Origin of the sequence: Arthrobacter sp. Leaf141, from assembly GCF_001424565.1 — a bacterium.
In the GTDB taxonomy this organism is placed as follows: Bacteria; Actinomycetota; Actinomycetes; order Actinomycetales; family Micrococcaceae; genus Arthrobacter.
In genome coordinates, this window is record NZ_LMOL01000023.1 from 31,673 (window position 1) to 49,657 (window position 17,985).

The 17,985-nt window shown below is 66.1% G+C and carries 17 protein-coding genes; 2 read left to right on the top strand and 15 right to left on the bottom strand.

Going from position 1 to position 17,985, the window contains the following annotated elements:
• The 12 genes from ASF72_RS15230 to ASF72_RS15285 form a co-directional block, all read right to left on the bottom strand.
• Complete coding sequence (locus ASF72_RS15230) at positions 1-1,983, bottom strand: helix-turn-helix transcriptional regulator (RefSeq protein ID WP_200933667.1); 1,983 nt, start codon at positions 1,981-1,983, stop codon at positions 1-3.
• A 144-nt stretch (positions 1,984-2,127) separates the two neighbouring features.
• A complete protein-coding gene (locus ASF72_RS15235) occupies positions 2,128-2,523 on the bottom strand; it encodes an FKBP-type peptidyl-prolyl cis-trans isomerase (protein ID WP_056600318.1) in 396 nt (131 codons plus the stop codon).
• Between the two features lie 72 nt (positions 2,524-2,595).
• Positions 2,596-3,522, bottom strand: coding sequence for an FKBP-type peptidyl-prolyl cis-trans isomerase (locus tag ASF72_RS15240; protein ID WP_056600321.1), 927 nt, complete (start codon positions 3,520-3,522; stop codon positions 2,596-2,598).
• A gap of 110 nt (positions 3,523-3,632) precedes the next feature.
• On the bottom strand, positions 3,633-4,997 hold the full coding sequence (gene pafA, locus ASF72_RS15245; RefSeq protein ID WP_050687316.1) for a Pup--protein ligase: 1,365 nt from the start codon (positions 4,995-4,997) through the stop codon (positions 3,633-3,635).
• Positions 4,998-5,005: 8 nt separating this feature from the next.
• Entirely contained in the window at positions 5,006-5,728 is a 723-nt protein-coding gene (prcA, locus tag ASF72_RS15250; RefSeq protein WP_050687317.1) for a proteasome subunit alpha, read from the bottom strand.
• 1 nt (position 5,729) lies between these two features.
• Positions 5,730-6,551: a proteasome subunit beta gene (gene prcB / locus ASF72_RS15255; RefSeq protein ID WP_056600323.1), complete on the bottom strand. Its 822-nt coding sequence runs from the start codon at positions 6,549-6,551 to the stop codon at positions 5,730-5,732.
• Positions 6,552-6,631: 80 nt separating this feature from the next.
• A complete protein-coding gene (locus tag ASF72_RS15260) occupies positions 6,632-6,835 on the bottom strand; it encodes a ubiquitin-like protein Pup (RefSeq protein WP_015937113.1) in 204 nt (67 codons plus the stop codon).
• Between the two features lie 86 nt (positions 6,836-6,921).
• Positions 6,922-8,541 carry a depupylase/deamidase Dop gene (dop, locus tag ASF72_RS15265; RefSeq protein WP_157371012.1) on the bottom strand — a complete coding sequence of 540 codons (1,620 nt, stop codon included), beginning with the start codon at positions 8,539-8,541 and terminating at the stop codon, positions 6,922-6,924.
• A 50-nt stretch (positions 8,542-8,591) separates the two neighbouring features.
• Positions 8,592-10,343, bottom strand: coding sequence for a proteasome ATPase (arc, locus tag ASF72_RS15270; RefSeq protein ID WP_056600329.1), 1,752 nt, complete (start codon positions 10,341-10,343; stop codon positions 8,592-8,594).
• An 82-nt stretch (positions 10,344-10,425) separates the two neighbouring features.
• Positions 10,426-11,490: a tRNA (adenine-N1)-methyltransferase gene (locus ASF72_RS15275; protein ID WP_056600332.1), complete on the bottom strand. Its 1,065-nt coding sequence runs from the start codon at positions 11,488-11,490 to the stop codon at positions 10,426-10,428.
• Between the two features lie 92 nt (positions 11,491-11,582).
• A complete protein-coding gene (locus ASF72_RS15280) occupies positions 11,583-12,749 on the bottom strand; it encodes a site-2 protease family protein (RefSeq protein ID WP_056600335.1) in 1,167 nt (388 codons plus the stop codon).
• Positions 12,742-13,473, bottom strand: coding sequence for an HAD family hydrolase (locus ASF72_RS15285; RefSeq protein WP_056600338.1), 732 nt, complete (start codon positions 13,471-13,473; stop codon positions 12,742-12,744). The genes ASF72_RS15280 and ASF72_RS15285 overlap by 8 nt, the downstream gene beginning before the upstream one ends.
• A 152-nt stretch (positions 13,474-13,625) precedes the next feature.
• Between ASF72_RS15285 and ASF72_RS15290 the strand changes: the two genes are divergently transcribed.
• Positions 13,626-14,531, top strand: a complete 906-nt coding sequence (locus ASF72_RS15290) for a PAC2 family protein (RefSeq protein WP_056600341.1) — start codon at positions 13,626-13,628, stop codon at positions 14,529-14,531.
• Positions 14,532-14,587: 56 nt separating this feature from the next.
• Here the strand turns inward: ASF72_RS15290 and mshC are convergent, their stop codons facing one another.
• Positions 14,588-15,865, bottom strand: coding sequence for a cysteine--1-D-myo-inosityl 2-amino-2-deoxy-alpha-D-glucopyranoside ligase (gene mshC, locus ASF72_RS15295; protein WP_056600344.1), 1,278 nt, complete (start codon positions 15,863-15,865; stop codon positions 14,588-14,590).
• Positions 15,866-15,880: 15 nt separating this feature from the next.
• Positions 15,881-16,714 carry an undecaprenyl-diphosphate phosphatase gene (locus tag ASF72_RS15300; RefSeq protein ID WP_050687328.1) on the bottom strand — a complete coding sequence of 278 codons (834 nt, stop codon included), beginning with the start codon at positions 16,712-16,714 and terminating at the stop codon, positions 15,881-15,883.
• Between the two features lie 52 nt (positions 16,715-16,766).
• Here ASF72_RS15300 and ASF72_RS15305 point away from each other — a divergent pair, with 52 nt between their 5' ends.
• On the top strand, positions 16,767-17,705 hold the full coding sequence (locus tag ASF72_RS15305; protein WP_050687329.1) for an aldo/keto reductase: 939 nt from the start codon (positions 16,767-16,769) through the stop codon (positions 17,703-17,705).
• Here the strand turns inward: ASF72_RS15305 and ASF72_RS15310 are convergent.
• Positions 17,702-17,959 carry a hypothetical protein gene (locus tag ASF72_RS15310; RefSeq protein WP_050687332.1) on the bottom strand — a complete coding sequence of 86 codons (258 nt, stop codon included), beginning with the start codon at positions 17,957-17,959 and terminating at the stop codon, positions 17,702-17,704. The genes ASF72_RS15305 and ASF72_RS15310 overlap by 4 nt on opposite strands.
• Positions 17,960-17,985 lie beyond the last annotated feature (26 nt).

Here is a 17,985-nt window from a genome sequence, read left to right on the forward strand (position 1 = left end):
CTAGCCGCCGTACCGGGCAAGCGACGCAGCGAGCCATTCCCGGGCCGCGTCGGCCAGGCCTGCCGGTGCCAGGATGCGGGCCTGGCCACCGTGCTGGGCCACAAATATGGGCAGCCACGCCGTGTTGCCGAACTGGATTTCCGCCACCAGGCCGCCGTCGGGAAGTTCCGCGGTACGCGCCGCATGGTATTCATCCGCAAGTCCCCGCCCCTGCCCGGTGAGCTGGACTGTTACGGACGTATCGCCGTCGTTCGCTGCGAACATTCTGCCGGAGCCGGCCGCGAGGGCCGTGGCATCCGTGCTGATCGATGTGCCGGTGGGGCGAAGGTCCTGGACCCGGTCGAGGCGGAAGTTCCGGAGCCCGTCCACCAGGTGGCAGTACGCCTCGAAGTACCAGGTGTCGTCCAGCGAGAAGAGCCGCAGCGGGTCCACGTCCCGCTCCGACACGGTGTCGCGCTGGGGTGAGAGGTACGTCAGGTGAAGTTGCGAGCCGGAACTGATGGCGTCCCGGACTGTGGTGTGGACACCGGCATCGGCAGGCGCCATGGCGGGTCCTGCCAGCGACCCCGCCCGGAGCCCGGCTTCGCCGGCTGCCGCCATAAGTTTGAGTGTCACTGATTCCAGGGCTCCTCCCCCGGCCAGTTCCGGCAGGCCGTTGAGGGTCTCCAGCCCGGCCAGCAGGGCGCAGGCTTCCTCCACTGTGAACCGGACCGGCCTGTTCAGGTCCAGGTCCTGGCTGATAAAAACGTGGTCGTCCTCCCACTGGATGTCCAGGAGGTCATCCGGGTATCCGCCGGGGAGCCCGGAACAGATCAGGATCCGCAGGTCGGCCTCGAGTTCCTGGCGGGAGATGCCAAAGTGCCGGGCCACTTTCTGGATGTGCAGTCCTTGATTGTGGACCAGGAACGGGACCAGTTGAAGCATACGTTTGAGCTGGTCCTCGGCTGTTCCTGCCCTGTCCTGCCGGGATCGTGCTCCGGAAAGGGTGAAGAGGGGAACGGGCGCTGCGCTGAAGTCCGCGGCGGCGCGGAGGCGGCGCTGCACCGCCTCAGCGAGTTCCGGCGGGGCAACTGCCACAGCGTCGGGTCCGTAGGAGGCCAGTTCCTCGGCCAGGACTTCGGGGTCGCGGTACGCGAGTGCCAGGCGTTCGTAGTCCGCATCGGGTCCGGCCGGGTGGTCCACATCATTGGTAACGGCCCGTTGCCGCAGGGACAGGAGGCGTCCTGTTCTGACGTCGACGACGGCGGTGCGGCGCGGGAGTTCGGGAAGGAGGTCCAGTTCCTGGCGGATGTTGAAGTCCGCAGGTGGGGTGTACTGCTCCCGTGCCAGGGTTTCCACGGAGCTGGTCAGCCTGGAAAGGCGGAAGTGCCGGGCGGCCTGCCGGGCCCGGTCGAAGCCGATCAGGTACCACTGACCGAACCGGCTGCCCAGTCCCCACGGCTCCACCGTCCGCCGTTCCTCCTGGCCGGTGGAGGCGGCGCGGTACCCGAAGGAGACCGGGTGCCGGGTGTGCATGGCCGCTACGAGGTCGTCAAACGCCTGGCCGGCAGGCTTGATGCGGGGCTGCACGCCGGCGGGCAGCTTAATGTCGGCCATCTGGCCGGCCGCCTGAAGTTTCCGCATTGCGCTGCGGGCCGCAGTGCCCAGCGCCGCGCGTTCCCACAACTGGGAGGCAAGGAGCAGCACTGTCCATTCGTCCGGGCTGAACTGGACGTCCGGAAGACGGTTGGATTCCTTGCCGATCCGGTACCGGGTGGTGGCTGGATCGTCTTCGCTCCAGCCCAGGTCCGTCAGGGTTTCAACGTCGAAGCCGAACTGCCGGAGATCGTTTTTATCCCGTTCGAACATGCGGCCGAACGCCACGTCGTTTCCGGTGACGGTGCGGTACACGGTCTCCCGCAGTTCGCTGCGGCGCAGGCCGTACCGGGTGTTGAGAAGGGCGATCAGCAGGTTCAGGAGGCGTTCAGTGCGGGATGCGGACACGGTTGCTACGTTACTCAATGACGGCCCGGAACGCGCAAAGCGCGGCAGCATGTGGACGCAAGGTCCGATCAGCTGCCGCGCTTTGCGGTGCCTGCCAGGGTGCCGGGAACCGGCTGACCCGGGCAGGTCAGGGGGCCTTCCGGATCAGCGGACGCCCACCAGGTCAACAACGAAGATCAGGGCTTCGTTGGGCTTGATCGCTCCACCGGCGCCACGTGAGCCGTAAGCAAGCTCGGAAGGGATCTCCAGGCGGCGGCGGCCGCCAACCTTCATGCCCAGCAGGCCCTGGTCCCAGCCCTGGATGACCTGGCCCACGCCAACCCGGAAGTCCAGGGGTGCGCCGCGGCCCCAGGAAGCATCAAACTCTTCGCCGGTGGACCAGGCGGCACCCACGTAGTGGGCGGAGACGGTGCTGCCGGCCTGGGCTTCCGGTCCGTCGCCTTCGATCAGGTCCGTGATGACCAGGTCCGTGGGGACGTCGCCCTCGGGGAAATCGATCTCGGGCTTCTGGCGGTCGAAATCACGCTGTCCAAAGGACATGGTTGCTCCTTGTCGTTGGTGCTTACTGGTGGGATGCCACGGAGGAATCCCGTGCTCCGGTCTTAAATGTTGTTACTTGACGCCCAGAATGTCCACTACGAAGACCAGGTCGCCCTTGGCTTCGCCCTGGCCTGCGTCACCGTACGCCAGGTCCTTGGGGATCACCAGCAGGACGCGGGAACCCACCGTTTTACCGGCGAGGCCCTGGGTCCAGCCCTTGATGACCTGCTGCAGCGAGAACGGTGTGGGCTTGCCGCGGTCATAGCTGGAATCGAATTTGGTGCCGCCCACGAGGGTGACGCCCACGTAGTTCGCCGTCACCGTGTCGGTTTCCTTGACGGTGGCACCGGTGCCCTTGATGAGGTCCTGGGAAATGAGCTCCGTGGGAGCTGCGACGCCGTCAACGTTGATCTCCGGGATGCCGTCGCCGTTTTCCTTCACCGTCGGCAGCCCGGCCGGCGGGGTAATGGTTTCACCCTCCGGCTTTTCGAGGACCGGGGCAACCTCGGTGGTGGAGATGACCTTGATCACCAGCAGCTGGGTGGGCTGCGCCGGGGCACCCGCGGTGCCGGCCTGGCCGGGGACGGCGAGGGCGATGCTGGAGCCAACCTTGGCCCCAACGATTGCGTTGTAAACCAGCTCGCTGCCGGTTTTCAGTTCATCGTTGAGCTCGAGTGCTTCCGGCTCAGCGGGGAAGGTGTCTTCCAGGGTTGCCCCGTCTTCGCCGTTGATGGCGAGGATGGACAAGTTGGCGATCTGGTTGGCCTTGACGGCGTCACCGCTGCCCTCGGTAACCAGCTTGGCGGTGGGTTCCGTGACCGCGAGGGGCTTGTCGAATTCGACGCCCGGGGCTTTTTTGTCACCGTTTTCGGTCAGTTTGAGGGAGTCGAACTTTGCAGTCTCGCCAGCGGACTGGCTGGTGGGCTCCGGTTCACCGGTACCGCCGCAGGCAGTCAGCAGCAGCAGGCCGGGAAGGAGAATTGCTAGTAGTCGGCGCACGTTGGAAACTTTCGTCGGGGCAGGGTGGGGGCGACACGCCGCTTGCAGCGGCCGTTATCGCGGCAGCCCAAATAATGGGCCTTTTCAAGAATAGCCCGGAAAGCTGGGTGTCAGCCCATAGACTCGAGCAGCGCATCCACGCGTTCGTCCACGCTCCGGAACGGATCCTTGCACAGGATAGTTTGGTGCGCCCGGTCGTTGAGTTTCAGATGGACCCAGTCCACCGTGTAGTCGCGGCCCAGTTCCTGGGCGCGCCGCACGAAGTCACCGCGGAGCTTGGCACGCGTTGTCTGCGGCGGCGCGTCCACCGCGTCCTTGATCACGGTGTCATCCACCATCCGGCGGACGGCGCCGCGGGACTGAAGCAGGTAATAGAGTCCCCGGGTACGGGAGATGTCGTGATAGGTCAGGTCCAGTTGCGCGATGCGCGGAGCGTCCAGGCTCAAACTGTGCCGGTTCCGGTAGCTGTCCATCAGCTTCTTTTTGATGGCCCAGTCGATTTCCGTGTCGATCCCCCGGTGGTCGCCGGACTCGATGGCCTTCAGCGTCCGCTCCCACAGGTCGAGGATCAGTGGGACGTGCGGGTTGTGGGCGCCATGCTCCCGGACGAACGCCGTCACTTTGGTGAGGTATTCCTGCTGGATCTCCAGGGCAGTCAGCTGGCGCCCGTTGGCCAGCCGGACCAGCGCGCGGCCACTGAGGTCGTGGGAAATCTCCCGGATGCTGCGGATGGGGTTTTCCATCCGCATGTCCCGCATGATCACCCCGGCCTCCACCATGCGCAGCACCAGGTCCACCGTGCCCACCTTCATCAGGGCGGTGGTTTCGGACATGTTGGAGTCGCCTACGATGACGTGGAGGCGGCGGTAGAACTCGGCGTCCGCGTGCGGTTCGTCCCTGGTGTTGATGATGGGCCGGGACCGGGTGGTGGCGGAGGATACGCCTTCCCAGATGTGGTCTGCCCGCTGGGAGAAGGCGTAGGTCGCCCCGTGCGGTGTCTTGAGGATCTTCCCGGCACCGGCGATGAGCTGGCGCGTGACAAGGAAGGGGATGAGGATCTCGGCAAGCCGGGAGAACTCGCCGCGGCGCGGGATGAGGTAGTTCTCGTGGCTGCCATAGGAGTTGCCGGCGGAGTCGGTGTTGTTTTTGAACAAGTAGACGGTGCCGTTGAACCCTTCCGCAGCGAGGCGGGCCTGCGCTTCGTCCACCAGGTCATCGAGAATGAGTTCGCCGGCACGGTCGTGGGCGATCAGCTGGGCCAGGTCGTCGCATTCCGCGGTGGCGTACTCAGGGTGGGACCCCACATCGAGGTACAGCCGGGACCCATTGGTGAGGAAGACATTGGAGGAACGGCCCCAGGACACCACCTTGCGGAAGAGGTACCGGGCCACCTCTTCGGGGGCCAGCGGCCTCGAGTCGGGGCTTGAATACGAGATGCCGAATTCGGTTTCGATGCCGAAGATCCTCTTGTCCATCTGTCCTCCTAGGTCAGCAGTGCGGCGATGTCGGCGTCGTTGAGCCGTCGGAAGGCCCGCCGCGCGCCGCGTGTTGCCTCCGAATGCCGGTCCAGGACTGCAACTTCCAGGGCGCCGGCAGGCAGCGGCGCTGCGGCACCCGCTGGTTCAGCGGCCCCAGCCGCCGGCCGGACCAGCCCGCCCATGGCGAGGCGGACCGCCTCGGCCAGGGTCAGCGAGGTCCGCCAGCCGTCCTCGATGGCGGCGGAGACTTTATCCGCCTGGCCGCCCATGACCACAAAACGGTGCTCGTCGGCGATGGACCCGTCGAACGTCAGCCGGTACAGGTGGTCGCCTTCCTGGCTGGCTCCGACTTCCGCCACCGCAAGTTCAACCTCGAAGGGTTTCTGTTCGGTGGTGAAGACGGCGCCGAGGCTTTGCGCATAAACGCTGGCCAGGCCCCTGGCGGTGACGTCCTCGCGGTCGTAGGAGTATCCCCGGACGTCTGCGTAGCGGACACCCGCCTGGCGGAGGCTTTCGAATTCGTTGTATTTCCCTACGGCGGCGAACGCGATTTTGTCGTAGATCTCGCCGATTTTGTGCAGTGACGGGGAGGGGTTTTCCGCGACGAGAGCTATCCCTTCGCCACAGCTGATGACCACCACGGACCTGCCACGGGCGATGCCCTTCCGCGCGAAGTCGGCGCGGTCCTTCATGAGTTGTTCGGGTGAGACGTAGAACTGCTGTGTCATCTCAGGCCTCCCGTCCGGCGATGGTGCGTGCCTCGATGACAGCCCTCGCGGCCGCCCCGAGCTCTTCGTCGGGAACCCGTCGGGTACCGGTGCTGTCAACGGTGTAGACCACAGGCCACAACTGGCGGACGGTGTCAGGCCCGCCCGTGGCTGAGTCGTCGTCGGCGGCGTCGTAGAGGGCCTCGACCGCTACGGCCAAGGCTTCGGCGGCGGTGAGATTGGGCCGCCACAGCTTTTTCAGGGCGCCACGGGCAAAGACGGACCCGGAACCCACGGTGTGGTGTTCGTGTTCCTCGTACCGGCCGCCGGTGACATCGTAGGAGAACAGCCGGCCCGCGTTGGCGCCGGTATCGAATCCGGCGAAGAGCGGCACTACCGCCAGGCCCTGCATGGCCAGCGGCAGGTTGCCGCGGATCATGGCGCCGAGCCGGTTGGCTTTGCCCTCAAGGCTGAGGAGTGTTCCCTCGATTTTTTCGTAGTGCTCCAACTCGACCTGGAACAGCCGGGTCAGGTCAATGGCAATGCCCGCGGTGCCGGCGATCCCGAGGACCGAGAACCGGTCAGCGGGGAACACCTTTTCAATGTGCCGGCTGGCAATGACGTTGCCCATGGTGGCCCTGCGGTCCCCCGCCATCAACACGCCGCCCGCGTAGCCCATGGCCACGATGGTGGTGGCGTGCGGGACCTGGAGCGGCGCTGTCACGGCGGCCCCGGTCGGGAGGGCCCGCGTGAACGGCAGGAGTTCGGGCCGTTCACGCTGGAGGTGTTCGGTAAAGGACGAGGTGGCGTAGGCGGCTACCTTGTTGGCGGTTGATTCCTGCACTCATGCACTCCTTGAACGTGGTCCTTCGACGTCGCTTCAGATTCCGGCCGTCCGGGGCTTCCGCCACCTGGGTGCTGCGGTTACTGGCCGCCCTTTTGGACAAACGCGCGGACGAATTCCTCGGCGTTGGATTCCAGGACGCCGTCGATCTCGTCGAGGAGGTCATCCACACCTTCGGTGGAGGCTGACGCCTGCGCTTCGGGCGGTGCCGGCGGCGCCTCGGGGATGTCTTCGTCGACTTGGCTGTCCCGCGACTGCGGCTGCTGCTGCTCCTGGCCTGCCATGATGTTTCCTTCCAATATTCAGTCTTTGGATCCGGCGGATCCTCCGATATGCCCATCCTGCCACGGGCCGCACCTCCCGGCGTGGTTTACGCCGCAGGCGGAGCGGTGGTGTGTCCTAGCAGTTCAGCGAGGAATGGACCCGCTTCCCGGTGGCGGGCAAACAGCCCGCCGGTGAGCGCCATGGTGCCCCGCAGCGGTTCCCGGGTGGGGACACGCTGCAGCCGGCCGTAGCCGGGGACATCAAAGATCACGGAGTCCCAGCTGGCCCCCACCACGTCCTTGCCGAACGTGCTGACGCACCGGCCGCGGAAGAACGCACGTGTATCCGGTGGTGGCTCCGTCATTGCCGCCGCGATGGCAGCATCCGGAGTGATCCGCTGCATCCGGTCCCGTGCCAGCAGGCGGTGGTACAGGCCCTTCTCCGGCCGGATGTCTGCCCACTGCAGGTCCACCAGGCCAAGCCTGGCATCGTTCCAGTCCAGCCCGTCACGCTGCCGGTATCCGTCCAGGAGGGAGAGTTTGCCCAGCCATTCGACCGATGAGGCGGCAGCTGCCCGGTCGGTGTCCAGTTGCGTCAGGACGGTGGCCCAGCGTTCCAGCACGCCGTGGGTGTGTCCGTCGCCGTCCACCGGATCGGCGACGCCGGTATCCTGGGCCAGTTTGGCGGCGGCTTCGTGATACATCCACTGCAGGTCAAGAGCGCTGACGCGCCGGCCGTCAATGAGCCGCAGCTTGCCGGTGAGGCCGGTGTCGTGGCTGACCGCCTGCAGGGCGGCCACGGGTTCGTAGACCTCCACTTTGGGCGCGAGGCCCGCTTCGATCAGGCTCAGGACCATCGCCGTGGTGCCGAACTTCAGGTAGTTGGCCACCTGGGAAAGGTTGGCGTCCCCGATGATGACGTGCAGGCGCCGGTATTTGTCGGCGGTGGCGTGCGGTTCGTCGCGGGTGTTGATGATGGGCCTGCGGATGGTGGTTTCCAGTCCCACTTCCGCTTCGAAGAAGTCGGCCCGCTGGCTGATCTGGTAGCCGGCGGCCGAGTTGTCCTGTCCCAGTCCCACCCGGCCTGCGCCGCAGATGATCTGGCGCGTGACGAAAAAGGGCGTCAGTCCGCGGACAATGTCACCGAAGGGCACGGACCGGGGCATCAAATAGTTTTCGTGGGAACCGTAGGAAACGGATTTGTTGTCCGTGTTGTTTTTGTAGAGGTTCACGGGGGGCAGTTCGGGATCCGCTGCGAGGCGCCGCACGGTGGCCAGCGCCACGAGGTCCCCGGCCGCATCCCAGGTCACGGCGTCCAGCGGGTTGGTTACTTCGGGGCTGGAGTACTCGGGGTGCGCGTGGTCAACGTAGAGCCGGGCGCCGTTCCCCAGGACCATATTCATCAGCAGGGTGCCTGATTCGTCCTGGCCGTCCAGTTCGAGTTCCTCCCGGCCGTACGCCAGGGCCACGGCCTCGGCGTCCAGCACGGGAGGCTGGTCCGTCAGCTGGCTCGGGTGTGCCGCGCCGCGGTCAACGGTCCAGCCGCGGGCGTCGTGCAGCGGTTCCTCGTCCGTGTAGTCCCAGCGGGTTTCGGCCCCGCCTGCCGCACGCTGCCGGGTCACCTGTGCATAGGCCTGGACCACCCTGGCGCTCATCATGGTGGCATTGGCTGACGGTGCGGTGGGCGCGTGGATGCCGTATTCGGTTTCCGAGCCCATGACCCGCATGGCCCCGCCGGCCGGGAGCGCTCCCCCGCCGACGGGTTCCGGTGCAGCCGTCACAGATATTGTCCTGTGCTGGGCATCGTTTCGATGGACTTGCCGGGCTCCTGGCCGGCTTTGCCCTGGACGATGGTGCGGATGTAGGTAATCCGCTCGCCCTTCTTGCCGGAGATCCGGGCCCAGTCATCCGGGTTGGTGGTGTTGGGCATGTCCTCGTGCTCACGGAACTCATCAACGACGGCCCGCAGGAGGTGCTCGATGCGGAGCCCCTTCTGCTGGATGGTCAGGAGGTCCTTGATGGCGTACTTCTTGGCGCGGTCCACCACGTTCTGCACCACGGCGCCCGAGTTGAAGTCCTTGAAGTACAGCATCTCGGTATCGCCGTTGGCGTACGTGACTTCCAGGAACTCGTTGGACTTGTCGGTGGAGTACATCGCTTCCACGGTGCGTTGCACCATGGCGTCCACGGTGGCCTGGACGTCACCGCCGTACTCCGCCAGGTCAGACACGTGGAACGGCAGGTCCGGGGTGATGTATTTGTTGAAGATGTCCGCGGCGGCCTCGGCGTCAGGGCGCTGGATCTTGACCTTGACGTCGAGCCGGCCCGGCCGAAGGATGGCGGGGTCGATCATGTCCTCGCGGTTGGACGCGCCGATCACAATCACGTTGTCCAGCCGCTCTACGCCGTCGATCTCGCTGAGGAGCTGCGGAACGATGGTGGTCTCGACGTCGGAGGAAATGCCGGTGCCGCGGGTGCGGAACAGCGAATCCATTTCGTCGAAGAAAACAACAACGGGGCTGCCATCCGATGCCTTCTCGCGCGCCCGGGCAAAGATCAGCCGGATGTGGCGTTCCGTTTCGCCCACATACTTGTCCAGCAGCTCGGGGCCTTTGATGTTCAGGAAGTAGCTCTTCAAGTCAACGTTGCCGGACCGTTCGGCGGCGCGGGCGGCCAGCGAGTTGGCCACGGCTTTGGCGATGAGGGTCTTGCCGCAGCCTGGCGGGCCGTAGAGCAGGATGCCCTTGGGCGCCTTCAGGCCGTGCTCGCGGTAGAGGTCCGGGTGCAGGAACGGAAGTTCCACCGCGTCCCGGATCTGCTCGATTTGGGGTCCCAGGCCGCCGATGTCCTCGTACGTGATGTCCGGGACCTCTTCGAGGACCAGGTTTTCCACTTCGGAGCGCGGCACCTTTTCCAGGGCATACCCGGTGCGGGAGTCGATGGACAAGGCGTCGCCCACCCGGAGCTTCTGGGCCAGCAAGGCACCGGAAAGGCGCACCACACGTTCTTCGTCGGCGCGTCCCACCACCAAGGCCCGGTCGGTGCCCAGCATCTCCTTGAGGGTGGCCAGCTCCCCGGCACGCTCGTAGCCGAGCCCGGCAACCACCAGGAGGGCCTCGTTGAGCAGGACCTCCTGGCCCACTGCCAGCTGGTTCATGTTGACCAGCGGGCTGACACCCACCCGCATCTTCCGGCCGGCGTTGAAGATGTCCACCGACTCCTCGGTGGCCGCCTGCCCGCTGTTGCCCTGGGAGGGTTGCTTTTTGGGATTGAGCTGAAGGATGGTGCCGAAGCTGTACGGCGGCTGCCCTTCCTGGTCCAACGCGTTTTTCAGCCGGATGATCTCGGCTTTCGCGGCTTCCAGCATGGCCACCAGCTTGGTGTTGTTCTGCGATGCCGCAGCCAACTGCCTGTCGATGTGCCTGAGCTTGTCCCGGAGGATGTTGACCTGGCGGTCTGCAACCGAGAGGTCGTTGGCGGCAGACTGCTCTGCCGGTGTACGTCCGGAGTCCTGGTTCGGCGTCTCCATGATGTATCAGCCCCTTCCTGCGCTTCCCTTACGACACTAGTCCCAAGATGGCAGGTAGGGGTGGAGGCTCCCGAAATGTGGACTAGTTCGTGACCTCCGGAGCGTCCTTGACCTGGGTGCCGGCGATGGCATCGCGGGCGGCGCGGCGGAGCTTCTTATCCGAAACCAGCCGTTCGCCCACAGCGCCGGGGGTCCAGGCGTTGACGTCTTCAGCGTTGAATTCGGTTTTGGACGGTCGCCGTTTGACGGAGATGCCCGTGACGCCGTCCGCAAGGCGGCGCGTGACCAGCAGGAAGCCGGTGTGCGCCACCATCCGGTGGTCAGGGCGGACTGCCAGGCCCTCGAGGTGCCAGCCACGGACCATGGATTCCCAGGCGTCCGGTGCGGTGAAGCGGCCGTCGGCACGGATGGCCTCCGCGGTCCTGGACAGCTGCGTGACGGTGGCCACGTAATTGATCCATACTCCGCCGGGGGCCAGGACCGTGGCGACCGCGTCCAGGCATTCCCAGGGAGCGAGCATGTCCAGGACCACGCGGTCCACGGAACCCGGAGCCTCGCTGCGGACCACTTCCTCCTGGAAGTCACCCAGCGAAATCTGCCAGGCCGGGTGCGGCCCGCCGAAGATGGTTTCGACGTTGCCGCGGGCAATGTCCGCGAATTCCTCACGCCGCTCGAAGGAATGCAGGTAGCCATTGTCACCTACTGCACGGAGCAGCGAAATGGACAGCGCCCCGGAGCCCACGCCGGCTTCCACCACGCGGGCGCCCGGAAAGATATCGGCCATGGTGACAATCTGGCCTGCGTCCTTGGGGTAGACCACAGCGGCACCGCGGGGCATGGACAGCACAAAGTCGGACAGCAGCGGTCGGAGCGTCTGGTACTGCTGGCCCACGTTGTTCACCACCACGGAGCCGTCCGCCTGGCCGATGATCTCATCGTGGTTGAGGAAGCCGCGGTGGGTGTGGAACGCGCCACCCGTTTCCAGGGTGACGGTGTTCATGCGGCCACGTTCGTCCGTCAGCTGGACGCGTTCGCCTTCGCGGAAAGGGCCCCGGCGGCGGGCCGCACCGGCCGGCTGCGAGCCGCCGCCGGCAGCGCCGGGCTGGGCTGCTGCTGTGGCTTCGTTGACGGCAGATTCGCTGCTCATGGAATTCCTCACTCCTTGTAAACCTTTGGCGCCGCTGCGGGGACGTCCCTCACCGGGACCTGCCGTGGCGGTGCACCGACCGGCAGGTAACTCTACCGGGTCCTGCCCGGCGCGCCCCTATTGGGCCGGGGCGCCTTGCCGGTGATGGCGGTTACCACGCTGTCCTGGGCCAGGAGGCCCGTCACCTTGCCGTTGTGGTCCACAACGGCATAGTGCCTGCCTTTCACCTGGGACAGGAAGCCGATCAGCTCCTGGCCCCGGGACCACTCCGGGACGTAGGCGCCGGCGGCCAAGGCAAAGGATACGGCGGTGATTGGGGTGGCCGCCGCTGCTGCGTCCGGCACGGAGTGCAGCGCTGCGGGTTGCACCACGCCTTCCGGTCGGCCGTCTGCGCCGCAGACCACCACGCTGACCGTTCCGCCGGCGCTGCTGGCCAGGGCGTCCTTAACAGACGCGGTGGCGGGAAGCCCGGTGGCCGGCGTCGACAATCCGGCGGCGGTGACTCCCGGGAGCCGGGTGCGGAATTGTCCCTGCTGGATGGATGCCGACGCGCCCATCCAGAGGAAGCTGCCCACCAGGACGGTGATCATGACCAGGCTGAGATCCGGGTTGTCCCCGGCCAGGAAGGGGCGGATGAGGAACCAGTAGGCAATGGCCACCACAATGATCCGGCCGCCCCAGCCGGCGGCAATGGTGCCTTTCGCCTGGCTGCCGGTGGCCTTCCAGACAGCGGATTCCACCATGCGGCCGCCGTCCAGGGGCAGGCCGGGCAGGACGTTGAACACGCCGATGAGGAAGTTGGCCCACATAAAGATGTTGGTCAGGATCTCCGCGACGCTCCCCATGGAGGTGTTGGCCAGGACCAGCCAGGCGCCCCCGGCCAGGACAAAGTTGGCGGCAGGCCCGGCCAGGGCCACCAGGACGGAGCGGCCGGGAGACGCGGTGAAGCTTTCGAACTGGGTATGTCCGCCCCAGAGGTTCAGGACGATTTTTTCCGTGGGCCAGCCGTAGATCTTTGCGGTCAGGGCGTGCGCCAGCTCGTGGACCAGGACCGAGATGAGGAGCAGGACTGCGTAGGCGAAGGCTACAACGTAGGCGCTGGTTCCAAGCGCCGGGTTGCTGCGGGCAAGGACAGGGCCGTAAACGATCACGGTGAAAGCCGCGATGATGAACCACGAATAGGCAAGGACCACGGGAACGCCGAAGATCCGGCCCAGCGGAATGCCTTCGCGGCGGACCGGGGTGCTGGTTTCAGTCATGGGCGTGCCCTGTTGCGGGCACCGGCGCTGCCGGCTCCTGGCCGGTCAGCAGCAAAGCTTCCAGATCTGCCGGTGACCGGCCGGCCAAAGTGTCCCAGCGGGTGTAGCGGTCATCCAGGGGCAACGGCACGATGTGCGGGATGGCGACGGTGGCCACACCGGAGGCAACGGCTGCCGCCACGCCCGGAGCCGAGTCCTCCAGGGCAACGCAGTCACCGATATTCAGGTTCGGGTCGGTTTCCTGGAGGAGTTCGACGGCGGTCAGGTACGCCTCGGGGTGCGGCTTCCCCTGGGTCACGGAGTCGCCGGTGACAATGACCTCAAAGTAGGGCCGTGGCAGGCTGGCAACAACTTCCCGGGCCAGCGGGCCTTCGGACATGGTGACCAGGGCGCATCGGATGCCGGCGCCGTGGAGCTCCTCAAGGAGTTCTTTCGCGCCGGGCCGCCAGGGCACCTCCTGCCGGACGCTGCGGACCACTTCACCGGTCAGCACGTCGATGATCTCCCGGATTTCAAGGGCCACACCGGCTTGTTGCAGCAGACTGGCGGAGTAGTCCAGCGACTGGCCCACCAGCTGCACCGCCTGCTGGTGCGACCACGTCCCGCCGTGGGCTTCCACCAGTGCGTGCTCGGCAGCCATCCAATAGGGCTCCGTGTCCACGATGGTCCCGTCCATGTCCCAGAGGACGGCTTTGAGTGGGGAATGTGTGGAGGGGGATCGCATGCTGCACAGTCTACGGCGACTCGCTGGAAGGTTGCTGGTGGGTACGCCCACGGCGAATACTCCTGTTGTGCCTGCTGACCGCGCGGGGGCGGGACACTTTTGCGGCGGTTCATGCACTGCGGGAGGGCGGTTCTTGGACGTAGGGTGAAGAAATGAATAGCTTCGAGGAAGACACCACCGAACCGGGTGCCGTACCGGGGCAGGAGCGGTTCCTGCAGCCTGTGGCTGAGGGACGGCGCGTAACAGTGATGCTTGCAGCTTTCGAAGGCTGGAACGATGCGGGGGAAGCGGCCAGCGACTCCCTGCGCTACCTGAATAAGCTCTGGGGCGGCAAAAAGGCGGCGTCGATAGATGCCGACGAATATTACGACTTCCAGTTCACCCGGCCCACCGTCCGCCGGAATGCGGCGGGTGAACGCAAGATCAAGTGGCCGTCCACCCGGATCTACAAAGCCAGCGCCCCCAGCTCCAATGTGGACGTGATTTTTGTCCAGGGCACGGAGCCGTCCTATAAGTGGCGGGCCTATACCGCCGAACTGCTGGTCCACGCCGAAGCGCTGCACGTCGATTACGTGGTGTTGGTGGGGGCATTGCTCGCGGATGTTCCGCACAGCCGGCCCATCCCCGTCAGCACCTCGTCCGACGACGGTCCGCTCCGGGAGCGGATGAACCTGGAGGCCTCCCAGTACGAAGGTCCGGTGGGCATCGTCGGCGTCCTGTCCGAGGTGGCGCTCCTGGCCGGCCTTCCCACCATCTCGCTGTGGGCTGCGGTGCCGCACTATGTGGCCCAGGCGCCATCTCCCAAGGCACAGCTTGCCCTGCTGCACCGGATCGAGGAGCTGCTCCAGGTCCCGCTGGACATCCACGAGCTGGCTGAGGAATCCGATGCCTGGGAGCGGGGCGTGGATGAGCTCGCCACCGAGGACCCCGAGATCGCCGCCTATGTCCGGCAACTGGAAGAAGCCAAGGACACCGCCGACCTGCCGGAGGCCACCGGGGAGTCCATCGCCCGGGAATTCGAGCGTTACCTCAAGCGGCGCGGCCAGGACCGGCCCTGATTGCAGAGCGGCGCCGGTCCTGGGGACCGGCGCCGCATCAGGATTGCTGACCCGGGCTAGAGCACAACACCCAGCAGGGCGTCCACGGCGTCGCTGACCAGCGCCTGGTCGGTCAAACTTGCCGGACCGCCGTCGGACATTGCCTGCTGCGACCACTGGGACACCGCAGCCACGGCGGCGGGGGCGTTGAGGTCCGCGGCGAGGGCGTCGCGCATCCGGGCGACCAACGGCGCCGCAGAGCCTTCCGGCGCATGCCCGAGCGCCTGGCGCCACAGGCTGATCTCCGCTTTGGCTGCGGCGAAGCCTTCGTCAGTCCAGGACCAGTCCGAGCGGTAGTGGTGGGCCAGGATAGCCAGCCGGATCGCTGCGGGGTCCTCCCCCGCTGCACGCAGCCGGGACACCAGCACCAGGTTTCCCTTGGACTTGCTCATCTTCTCGCCGTCCAGGCCCACCATGCCGGCATGTGCATAGTGCCGGGCCAGCGGAACACCGGCCAGGGAGTATGCATGTCCGGCCCCCATCTCGTGGTGCGGGAAGACCAGGTCCGAGCCGCCGCCCTGCACTGTGAACGGGGCCGGCAGATACTGCTGTGCGATGACGGTGCACTCGATGTGCCAGCCGGGCCTGCCGGCGCCAAGGCTTGCGCCGGGCCAGTGGGGTTCGCCCTCGCGGGCCACCCGCCACAGCAGCGGGTCGAGTGCCTGCCGCTTCCCGGCCCGGCCGGGGTCGCCGCCACGCTCGGCAAAGAGCTCCAGCATTTCACTTTCGGCGAGCCCGGAGATGGCGCCCAACGTCCATGCATCGGGTGCCACCGACTGCTTTCCCGCGGCCTCAACGTCGTAATAAACGTCGCCGTCCGGTTCACCGTTGCTGCCCTGGACGGTGTAGGCCAGGCCAAGTGCCACCAGCTTTTCCACGGCGGGAACAATCAGGGCGATGGATTCCACGGCGCCCACGTAACGGTCCGGGGCCAGGACGTTCAAGGCTTCCATGTCCGTCTGGAAGAGTTCGATCTGGCTGGCGGCCAGGTCCCGCCAGTCAACGCCGGTGGCGGTGGCCCGTTCCAGCAGTGGATCATCCACGTCGGTGACGTTCTGGACGTACGCAACCCGGTGGCCGGCGTCGCGCCACACGCGGTTCAGCAGGTCGAAGGCGACGTAGCTGGCGGCGTGGCCCATGTGGGTGGCGTCGTACGGGGTAATGCCGCAGACGTACATCGAGGGCGACGGGCCAACATGCAGCGCAGTTTCGCGGCCTGCTGCGGTGTCGAACAACCGGATGGCAGGCATGCTTCCGGGCAGGGTTGGAACGGGGCGGGAGGTCCAGGATTTCACAGGGCAAGCCTAGTGCTACGCGGCGATGACACCGAAACCGAGCAGGATGTACAGGGCGAGGCCCAGGAGGATCCGGTACCAGACAAAGAGCCGGTAGCTGCGGGTGGAAACGAATTTCAGGAACCAGCCGATGATCACATAGCCCACCACAAAGGCGATGACGGTTGCCAGAGCGGTTTCGGGCAGGCCGTACGGGCCGGTCAGCCCGTCCTTGGACACCACCTTGTACAACTGGTACAGCCCGCTGCCGAACACGGCCGGGATGGCCAGGAGGAAGGAGTAGCGGGCCGCCGCTTCCCGGTTGTAGCCCATCAGGAGCCCCGCGGTGATGGTTCCGCCGGACCGTGACACGCCTGGAATCAGGGCCATGGCCTGGGCGAGGCCAAAGAAGATGCCGTGCTTGTAGGTCAGCTGGGTGAGGTCCCGCTCCTGCTTGCCCACGGCGTCGGCCACGGCAAGGATCAGGCCGAAGACGATCAGCATGGTGGCCACGATCCACATGCTGCGGAGCACGGACTCGATCTGGTCCTGGAACAGCAGGCCCAGCACGATGATGGGCAGGCTGCCCAGGATCACCAGCCAGCCCATGCGGGCGTCGGGATCCTGCCGGGAGACTTTGCCGCTCAGGGATCCGGCCCAGGCTTTGACGATCCGGACAATGTCCCGCCAGAAATACACCAGCACGGCCGTCTCGGTACCCAGTTGGGTGATGGCGGTGAACGCCGCCCCCGGATCAGCGGCGCCGGGCAGGAACTGCCCCACAATCCGCAGATGCGCGCTTGACGAGATGGGTAGAAATTCGGTCAGTCCCTGCACTAGGCCCAGCAGGGCCACCTCAAACCAGTTCACGGTAAGACCCTACGTCATGGGCAGCTGTACTCCAGCCCGTAAGCTTGCAGCTATGCAGCAGCGTTACGTCGGCAACAGTGGTTTGCGAGTCTCCGCCCTTTCGCTGGGCACCATGTCCTGGGGCGCCGGAACAGACGAGCAGGACGCCGCGGCGCTGCTCCGCACCTTCCTCGACGCCGGCGGCCGGCTGGTGGACACCGCAGCGTCCTATGCCGACGGCCAGTCCGAAGCCATCATCGGGTCCCTGCTGAATGATGTGGTGGCCAGGACGGAAATTTCGATTTCCACCAAGGCAGGAATGACGACGCCGGCCGGCCGGCTCGCCGTCGACGCGTCCCGCAACGCCATGCTCACCGGCCTCGACGCCAGCCTGGCGCGGCTGGGCACCGACTATGTGGACGTCTGGTTTGCCCAGGCCTGGGACGGAAACGTTCCGCTGGAGGAAACCCTGTCCGCCCTGGAATTCGCTGTCCGCTCCGGCCGGGCACGCTACGCGGGAGTGTCCAACTTCAGCGGCTGGCAGGCCGCCAAAGCCGCTGCGATCGCCGGTTTCCCGTTGGTGGCGGCGCAGGCGGAGTACTCCCTGCTGCAGCGCAAACCCGAAACCGAACTGGTCCCCGCCATTGAGGACGCAGGCCTTGGCCTGATGGCGTGGGCCCCGCTGGGCCGGGGCGTCCTCACCGGTAAGTACCGCGGCAGCATCCCCTCCGGTTCACGCGCCGCGTCGGCGGCCGATGCCTCCTATGTGGAGGCGTACCTCGACGAGCCGGCGTCGCGGACCGTGGAAGCTGCCTGCATGGCAGCCAAGGGCCTGGGCCGTTCCGCCCTGGACGTGTCCCTCAGCTGGCTGCTCCGCCAGCCCGGCGTGGCCACGGCTGTGGTGGGGCCGCGCACACCGGTACAGCTCAAGGAGATCCTGGACGCGCAGCTGACGCCGCTGCCACCGGAAATCTCCAGCGCCCTGGATGACGTGTCCTTCAAGGCGGCTTAGTCCTCGAGAATTTCGAGGTCCTCGTCCGCGTCACTTTCCTCGTCCTCGTCCTCGTCATCAAAGATCTGGAGCGGGGTCACTTCGTTGTACGCTTCGTAAAGAGCGTCCTCATAGACTTCGAAAGCATCTGCTACCGCAAAAAATGCTGCTTCCACTGAGGGGTCACCATCTCCACGGCGGTTGGATGCTGCTATAAGGTGTTCTTCCAAAGCGGTGGTCAGGGACGAAAGCGCGACACGCGGATCGATGCTCATGACAACACGCTAGCCGGAAAAGGACG

Excerpts from the sequence above, each read along its gene's own strand:
- ASF72_RS15260 (WP_015937113.1), bottom strand. The coding sequence starts at position 6,835 with ATGGCAGGCCAGGAGCAGCAGCAGCCGCAGTCGCGGGACAGCCAAGTC.
- ASF72_RS15280 (WP_056600335.1), bottom strand. The coding sequence starts at position 12,749 with ATGACTGAAACCAGCACCCCGGTCCGCCGCGAAGGCATTCCGCTGGGC.
- arc (WP_056600329.1), bottom strand. The coding sequence starts at position 10,343 with ATGGAGACGCCGAACCAGGACTCCGGACGTACACCGGCAGAGCAGTCT.
- prcA (WP_050687317.1), bottom strand. The coding sequence starts at position 5,728 with ATGACACAGCAGTTCTACGTCTCACCCGAACAACTCATGAAGGACCGC.
- ASF72_RS15290 (WP_056600341.1), top strand. The coding sequence starts at position 13,626 with ATGAATAGCTTCGAGGAAGACACCACCGAACCGGGTGCCGTACCGGGG.
- ASF72_RS15235 (WP_056600318.1), bottom strand. The coding sequence starts at position 2,523 with ATGTCCTTTGGACAGCGTGATTTCGACCGCCAGAAGCCCGAGATCGAT.
- dop (WP_157371012.1), bottom strand. The coding sequence starts at position 8,541 with ATGCGGGTCATGGGCTCGGAAACCGAATACGGCATCCACGCGCCCACC.
- ASF72_RS15275 (WP_056600332.1), bottom strand. The coding sequence starts at position 11,490 with ATGAGCAGCGAATCTGCCGTCAACGAAGCCACAGCAGCAGCCCAGCCC.
- ASF72_RS15305 (WP_050687329.1), top strand. The coding sequence starts at position 16,767 with ATGCAGCAGCGTTACGTCGGCAACAGTGGTTTGCGAGTCTCCGCCCTT.
- ASF72_RS15285 (WP_056600338.1), bottom strand. The coding sequence starts at position 13,473 with ATGCGATCCCCCTCCACACATTCCCCACTCAAAGCCGTCCTCTGGGAC.
- pafA (WP_050687316.1), bottom strand. The coding sequence starts at position 4,997 with ATGGACAAGAGGATCTTCGGCATCGAAACCGAATTCGGCATCTCGTAT.
- ASF72_RS15310 (WP_050687332.1), bottom strand. The coding sequence starts at position 17,959 with ATGAGCATCGATCCGCGTGTCGCGCTTTCGTCCCTGACCACCGCTTTG.